Source organism: Streptomyces sp. NPDC017520, assembly GCF_044329855.1.
Lineage (GTDB): Bacteria > Actinomycetota > Actinomycetes > Streptomycetales > Streptomycetaceae > Streptomyces.
In genome coordinates this window covers 155275-161731 of record NZ_JBIRKB010000017.1, presented here as the reverse complement: position 1 = coordinate 161731, position 6457 = coordinate 155275, and the positions used below count along the sequence as shown (strand labels likewise).

Below are 6457 nucleotides of genomic sequence, written 5' to 3'. Positions count from 1 at the left end.
ATCCCACTCCGCATTCGTCAGATCCCCACGACCCATGAAGCCAGCCTGGCCCCAACACCCCACCCAAGTCAGGCGATCCGAGAAACAGTGCCTAGAAGTGTCGGCGGGGCCGCCGAAGTCTCGGACCACAGCCCCGTGACGGCCAGACCCACAGTTCCGTGACGGTCAGACCCACAGTTCCGTGACGGTCAGACCCACAGTTCCGTGACGGTCAGACCCACAGTTCCGTGACGGTCAGACCCACAGTTCCGTGACGGTCAGACCCACAGTTCCGTGACGGAGACGTCCAGCTCGCCCAGCAGCCGGCGCAGCAGCGGCAGCGAAAGCCCGATGACATTGCCGTGGTCGCCCTCGATGGAGTCGACGAACGGCGCCGAGCGGCCGTCCAGGGTGAACGCCCCCGCGACATGGAGCGGTTCGCCCGAGGCCACGTAGGCGGCGACCTCGGCGTCGCTCGGCTCGCCGAACCGTACGACCGTGGACGCCGTCGCCGAGGCCGTACGGCCCGACGCGGTGTCGATCACGCTGTGCCCGGTCCGCAGGACGCCCGACCGGCCGCGCATCGACTTCCAGCGGGCGGTGGCCTCCTCGGCGTCGGCCGGCTTGCCCAGCGCCTCGCCGTCCAGCTCCAGCACCGAGTCGCAGCCGATGACCAGGGCGCCCGCCGCCTCGGCGCGCTCCGCGACGGTCGCCGCCTTGGCCCGGGCCAGGACGAGCGCCAGCTCGGCGGGGGTCGGTGCGCTCAGGGCGTCCTCGTCCACCCCGCTGACGATCACCTCGGGAGCGAATCCGGCCTGTCGCAGCAGACCGAGACGGGCGGGGGAGGCGGAGGCGAGCACGAGACGGCGCTGATCAGTCATGCGGGCCATCGTAGAAGGGCGCGCGGGGGACGTGCGGCCACGGGCCCGGCTCTCGGTGGGCGGCGGGCGGCCCCGAACCGGGCGGACGCGCCCCGGCCCGCGCCACCCTCTCAGCGGATGCCGAGGACGAACATCGCCACCATCATCGCCAGCGCCAGCAGGACGCCCGCTCTGCGCATCATGGCCTGGGCGTCGCGCAGTTCCTTCGGCGGTTTGTTCTCGGGATCGGACCACAGCATGCTCCCGATACTGCTGCGCCGCCCGCCCCCACGCCTGAGTACGGGTACTCACAAGCCGCCCCCGTGCGGACGGGGGCGGCTGCGCGCGCCTCAGGCCGGCCAGTACGTCCGGGCCCAGGCCCGGGGGCCCGGCTGGGGCCTGCCGGTGCGGGCGATGCGGCCCGGGTCGGACCACTGCTCGGGCGGCATCGGAGCGCCGGACGAGACGGCGGACGCCGCCGCGGCGCGCGCCCGGACCACCGCCAGTGCGGCGGCCAGCTCCTCCGGGGTGGGGTTGCCCCGTACGACCTTGATCATGGGCAGACCTTTCTACACAGGCGGGACTTCCGAAACGCGTCTAGAGCGGGATGTTGCCGTGCTTCTTCGGAGGCAGGGATTCCCGCTTCGTACGCAGCTGACGCAGCCCCTTCACGATATGGGCCCGGGTGTCGGACGGCATGATGACCGCGTCGACGTAGCCGCGTTCGGCCGCCACGTACGGGTTGAGCAGCGCGTCCTCGTAGTCCGTCATGAGCTCGGCCCGCGTCGCGTCCGGGTCGTCGGCTGCCGCGATGGTGCGGCGGTGCAGGATGTTCACCGCGCCCTGGGCGCCCATGACGGCGATCTGGGCGGTCGGCCAGGCGACGTTCAGGTCGGCGCCCAGGTGCTTGGAGCCCATCACGTCGTACGCTCCGCCGAAGGCCTTGCGGGTGATGACGGTGATCAGCGGGACCGTCGCCTCCGCGTAGGCGTAGATCAGCTTCGCGCCGCGCCGGATGATGCCGCCGTACTCCTGGTCCACGCCCGGCAGGAAGCCCGGCACGTCCACGAAGGTGATGACGGGGACGTTGAACGCGTCGCAGGTGCGGACGAAGCGCGCCGCCTTCTCGCTGGCGTTGATGTCCAGGCAGCCGGCGAACTGCATCGGCTGGTTGGCGACGATGCCGACCGGGTGGCCCTCGACGCGGCCGAAGCCGGTGATGATGTTCGGCGCGAACAGGGCCTGGGTCTCCAGGAACTCGCCGTCGTCCAGCACGTGCTCGATCGCGGTGTGCATGTCGTACGGCTGGTTCGCCGAGTCCGGGATGAGCGTGTCCAGCTCGCGGTCCTCGTCGGTGGTGGCGAGGTCCGCCTCCTCCGGGAAGACCGGGGCCTCGGAGAGGTTGTTCGACGGGAGGTACGACAGCAGCGACTTGACGTACTCGATGGCGTCCTTCTCGTCGCCCGCCATGTGGTGCGCCACCCCGGAGGTGGTGTTGTGCGTACGGGCGCCGCCCAGCTCCTCGAACCCGACGTCCTCGCCGGTGACCGTCTTGATGACGTCGGGACCGGTGATGAACATGTGCGAGGTCTGGTCGACCATCACCGTGAAGTCGGTGATCGCGGGGGAGTAGACCGCACCGCCCGCGCACGGGCCGACGATCAGCGAGATCTGCGGGATCACCCCGGAGGCGTGCACGTTGCGGCGGAAGATCTCGGCGAACAGGCCGAGCGCGACGACGCCTTCCTGGATCCGCGCGCCGCCGCCGTCGTTGATGCCGATGACCGGGCAGCCGGTCTTCAGCGCGAAGTCCATGACCTTGACGATCTTCTCGCCGTAGACCTCGCCGAGCGAACCGCCGAAGATCGTGAAGTCCTGCGAGTACACGCAGACCGGGCGGCCGTCGACCGTGCCGTAACCGGTGACGACACCGTCTCCGTACGGGCGGTTCTTCTCGATGCCGAAGTTGGTGGAGCGGTGCCGGGCGAACTCGTCGAGCTCCACGAAGGAGCCCTCGTCCAGCAGCAGCTCGACCCGCTCACGGGCCGTCAGCTTTCCCTTGGCGTGCTGCTTCTCGACCGCGCGGGCCGAACCGGCGTGCGTCGCTTCGTCGATGCGGCGCGTCAGGTCCGCGAGCTTGCCCGCGGTGGTGTGGATGTCGCTTAGCGGCTCGGACATCGGGGGGCGGCTCCCTGCCTGGTCACGGGGACGACGTCTGGCACCGGTCACGGGGGGACGGCCAGCCGTCAGTCCGGCTCTGGCTACTGACTCGTAGGGTATCGGCGCGCCTCCGGAAAGGCAGTGCGTCCTTTGCCACACCTAGGCTGGGTTGCATGACACCCCAGGATGCGCCACGCAACCGCTGGTCGGACCTCGACCGGCCGCCCCTCAACGTGACCGCGCTGCGGCGCGGACTGCTGCGGCCGGACGCGCTGTGGACGTCGCTGGAGGTCGTGGAGTCCACCGGATCCACCAACACCGACCTCGCCGGACGGGCCCGTGGCGGGGCGGTGGGCGAAGGCACGGTGCTGGTCGCCGAGGAGCAGACCGCCGGGCGCGGACGGCTGGAGCGGACCTGGACCGCGCCGCCCCGCTCCGGGCTGTTCTTCTCGGTCTGCCTGGAGCCCGGCGACGTCCCCGTGGAGCGGTGGGGGTGGGTGCCGCTGCTCGCCGGGGTAGCCGCCGCGACCGGGCTCGCGAAGTCGGCGGGTGTCGACATGTCGCTGAAGTGGCCCAACGACCTGCTGGTCGTGGTGGAAGGGGAGGAACGCAAGACGGGCGGCATCCTCGGCGAGTTCGCCGGGGACGGCATCGTCGTCGGCCTGGGCATCAACGTCTCGCTCCGCGCCGACGAGCTGCCCGCAGCCACCGCCGGGTCGCTGGCGCTCGCCGGTGCGGTCTCCACCGACCGGGAGACCCTGCTGCGCGCCGTCCTGCGCTCGCTGGAGGACTGGTACGGCCGGTGGAAGGCGGCGGACGGCGACGCGGCCGCGAGCGGGCTCCAGGCCGCCTACGCGGCAGGCTGCGCGACGCTGGACCGGACCGTGCGGGCGGAGCTGCCGGGGGGGACGTCCCTGGTCGGCGAGGCGGTCGCGATCGACGGGGACGGGCGTCTCGTCCTCTCCACAGAGGGCGGTCTCCAGCGGCCGGTGTCGGCCGGGGACGTCGTCCACCTGCGGGGCGCCGCGGGCGGCCTGACCTGACCGGCCGAGTGCCTCCGGCGGGTGTACCGGTGGATACCGCGTATGCCTGAGATATCACGCGCGACGCACCGATGACGGACAACCAAGGACGTGAGCTGGGGCACACCTGCCGTATCGTTGAGGCGATCCAGCGACAGATCGGCAGGGCAGTGCGCAGGGAACGGGCAGGAGGCGGCTGGTGACCGTCGGCGACACGACGTCCGGCGCGGGTGAGGAGCCCGGGTCGGACTCCTCGGTCCACGCCACACCCCACCACGAGGTCGACCACACGGTGGAACCGACCGACGACCCCCTCGCCATCCGCCTCGAAGCGCTGATCCTGGGGGCCGACCGGCGCTACACGCCCTTCCAGGCGGCCCGCACCGCGGGGGTCTCCATGGACCTGGCCTCCCGGTTCTGGCGGGCCATGGGCTTCGCCGACATCGGCCAGGCCAAGGCGCTCACCGAGGCCGACGTGCTCGCCCTGCGCCGGCTCGCCGGTCTCGTCGAGGCGGGGCTGCTCAGCGAGCCGATGGCGATCCAGGTCGCCCGCTCCACCGGGCAGACCACCGCCCGGCTGGCCGAGTGGCAGATCGACTCGTTCCTGGAGGGGCTGACCGAGCCGCCCGAGCCCGGCATGACCCGCACCGAGGTCACGTATCCGCTGGTCGAACTGCTGCTCCCGGAGCTCCAGGAGTTCCTCGTCTACGTGTGGCGGCGCCAGCTCGCCGCCGCCACCGGCCGGGTCGTGCAGGCCGCGGACGACGAGGAGATGGTCGACCGGCGGCTCGCCGTCGGCTTCGCGGACCTGGTCGGCTTCACCCGGCTGACCCGGCGCCTCGAGGAGGAGGAGCTCGGCGAACTGGTCGAGTCCTTCGAGACGACCGCCGCCGACCTGGTCGCCGCGCACGGCGGCCGGCTCATCAAGACCCTCGGCGACGAGGTCCTCTTCGCCGCCGACGACGCGGGCACCGCCGCCGAGATAGCGCTCCGGCTGATCGAGGCCATGGCCCAGGACGAGACGATGCCCGCCCTGCGCGTCGGCATCGCCTTCGGCACGGTCACCACCCGGATGGGCGATGTCTTCGGCACCACGGTGAACCTCGCCAGCCGGCTCACCTCGATAGCGCCGAAGGACGCCGTCCTGGTCGACGGGGCGTTCGCCAAGGAGCTGATCCGGCACGGCGACGCCCCGGAATCCGAGGCGCAGGCCGCCGAGGCGGTCGCGGCCGCCGCCGAACGGGCCCGGGTCGCCGAGAAGGAGGGCCGCGAGCCCGACGACGAGCCGCCGCTGCCGACGTACCGCTTCGGGCTCCAGCCGATGTGGCAGCGCCCGGTGCGCGGGCTCGGTGTGGTGGAGCCGTGGCTGCTGGCCCGGCGGGGGAAGACCGGCTCCTGAGCGCGGCACGCCCCTTCGTCGCGCCCCTGCCGTCAAGCCTCCGTCGTCGCGCCTCCGTCCCGGTCGTTACGTCCCCGTCCCCGTCCCGGTCCCGCCCTGTCGGGGGCGGGCTCGTCCTGTCTAGGATCCGTGACGGTAACGCTCGTTAACAGGCCGTCCATGACAGGGGTGCAGCATGACCGTCACGTCCGAGCAGCGGTACGGGGAGTTCGTCGTCGTGCGACGGCACGAGGGGCAGGACCACGTCGCCGAACTGGTCCTCGACCGGCCCAAGGCCATGAACGCCGTCTCCACCGACATGGCCCGCTCCATCGCCGCCGCCTGCGCCGCACTCGGCGCCGACCGGGACGTCCGGGCCACCGTCCTGACCTCCAGCCACGAGCGGGCCTTCTGCGTGGGCGCGGATCTCAAGGAGCGCAACTCCTTCACCGACGCCGACCTCGTACGTCAGCGGCCCACCGCCCGCGCCGCCTACACCGGGGTCCTGGAGCTGCCGATGCCGGTGATCGCCGCCGTGCACGGCTTCGCGCTCGGTGGCGGCTTCGAACTCGCCCTCGCCTGCGATGTGATCGTCGCCGACGCCACCGCCGTGGTCGGACTGCCCGAGGTGTCCGTGGGCGTGATCCCGGGCGGCGGCGGTACGCAGCTGCTGCCGCGCCGGGTGGGGGCGGCGCGCGCCGCCGAGCTGGTGTTCAGCGCCCGCCGCGTCGAGGCCGCCGAGGCCCGCGAGCTGGGGCTGGTCGACGAGCTGGTCGAGGCGGGCCGGGACCGCGAGGAGGCCCTCGCGCTGGGCGGCCGGATCGCCGCCAACTCGCCGGTCGGGCTGCGCGCGGCCAAGAAGGCGCTCCGGCTGGGGCAGGGGCTCGATCTGCGGGCGGGCCTGGAGGTCGAGGACGCGGCCTGGCGGTCGGTGGCCTTCTCCGGGGACCGGGCGGAGGGGGTGGCCGCGTTCAACGAGAAGCGGCGCCCCGACTGGCCCGGCGAGTGAACGGAATGTCCGTTACGCAGAGTGAGTGCACTGCCGGAAGATAGTTGAA

The 6457-nt window shown here is 72.2% G+C and carries 7 protein-coding genes; 3 read left to right on the top strand and 4 right to left on the bottom strand.

Going from position 1 to position 6457, the window contains the following annotated elements; all coding sequences use genetic code 11:
• Positions 1-257 precede the first annotated feature (257 nt).
• The 4 genes from ACH4KB_RS31370 to ACH4KB_RS31355 form a co-directional block, all read right to left on the bottom strand.
• The gene (locus tag ACH4KB_RS31370) at positions 258-869 is read right to left on the bottom strand and encodes a Maf family protein (protein WP_398069335.1); all 612 of its coding nucleotides are present in this window, start codon (positions 867-869) and stop codon (positions 258-260) included.
• A gap of 101 nt (positions 870-970) precedes the next feature.
• Positions 971-1099: a morphogenic membrane protein MmpB gene (gene mmpB / locus ACH4KB_RS31365; protein WP_398069333.1), complete on the bottom strand. Its 129-nt coding sequence runs from the start codon at positions 1097-1099 to the stop codon at positions 971-973.
• Positions 1100-1189: 90 nt separating this feature from the next.
• Positions 1190-1396: an acyl-CoA carboxylase epsilon subunit gene (locus tag ACH4KB_RS31360; protein ID WP_398069331.1), complete on the bottom strand. Its 207-nt coding sequence runs from the start codon at positions 1394-1396 to the stop codon at positions 1190-1192.
• A 40-nt stretch (positions 1397-1436) separates the two neighbouring features.
• Positions 1437-3017, bottom strand: coding sequence for an acyl-CoA carboxylase subunit beta (locus tag ACH4KB_RS31355; protein ID WP_398069329.1), 1581 nt, complete (start codon positions 3015-3017; stop codon positions 1437-1439).
• Positions 3018-3172: 155 nt separating this feature from the next.
• Between ACH4KB_RS31355 and ACH4KB_RS31350 the strand changes: the two genes are divergently transcribed.
• From ACH4KB_RS31350 to ACH4KB_RS31340, 3 genes are all read left to right on the top strand, one after another.
• Positions 3173-4042 carry a biotin--[acetyl-CoA-carboxylase] ligase gene (locus tag ACH4KB_RS31350; RefSeq protein WP_398069327.1) on the top strand — a complete coding sequence of 290 codons (870 nt, stop codon included), beginning with the start codon at positions 3173-3175 and terminating at the stop codon, positions 4040-4042.
• A 178-nt stretch (positions 4043-4220) separates the two neighbouring features.
• Complete coding sequence (locus tag ACH4KB_RS31345; RefSeq protein WP_398069325.1) at positions 4221-5420, top strand: adenylate/guanylate cyclase domain-containing protein; 1200 nt, start codon at positions 4221-4223, stop codon at positions 5418-5420.
• A 175-nt stretch (positions 5421-5595) separates the two neighbouring features.
• Complete coding sequence (locus tag ACH4KB_RS31340; protein WP_398069323.1) at positions 5596-6408, top strand: enoyl-CoA hydratase/isomerase family protein; 813 nt, start codon at positions 5596-5598, stop codon at positions 6406-6408.
• Positions 6409-6457: the final 49 nt, after the last annotated feature.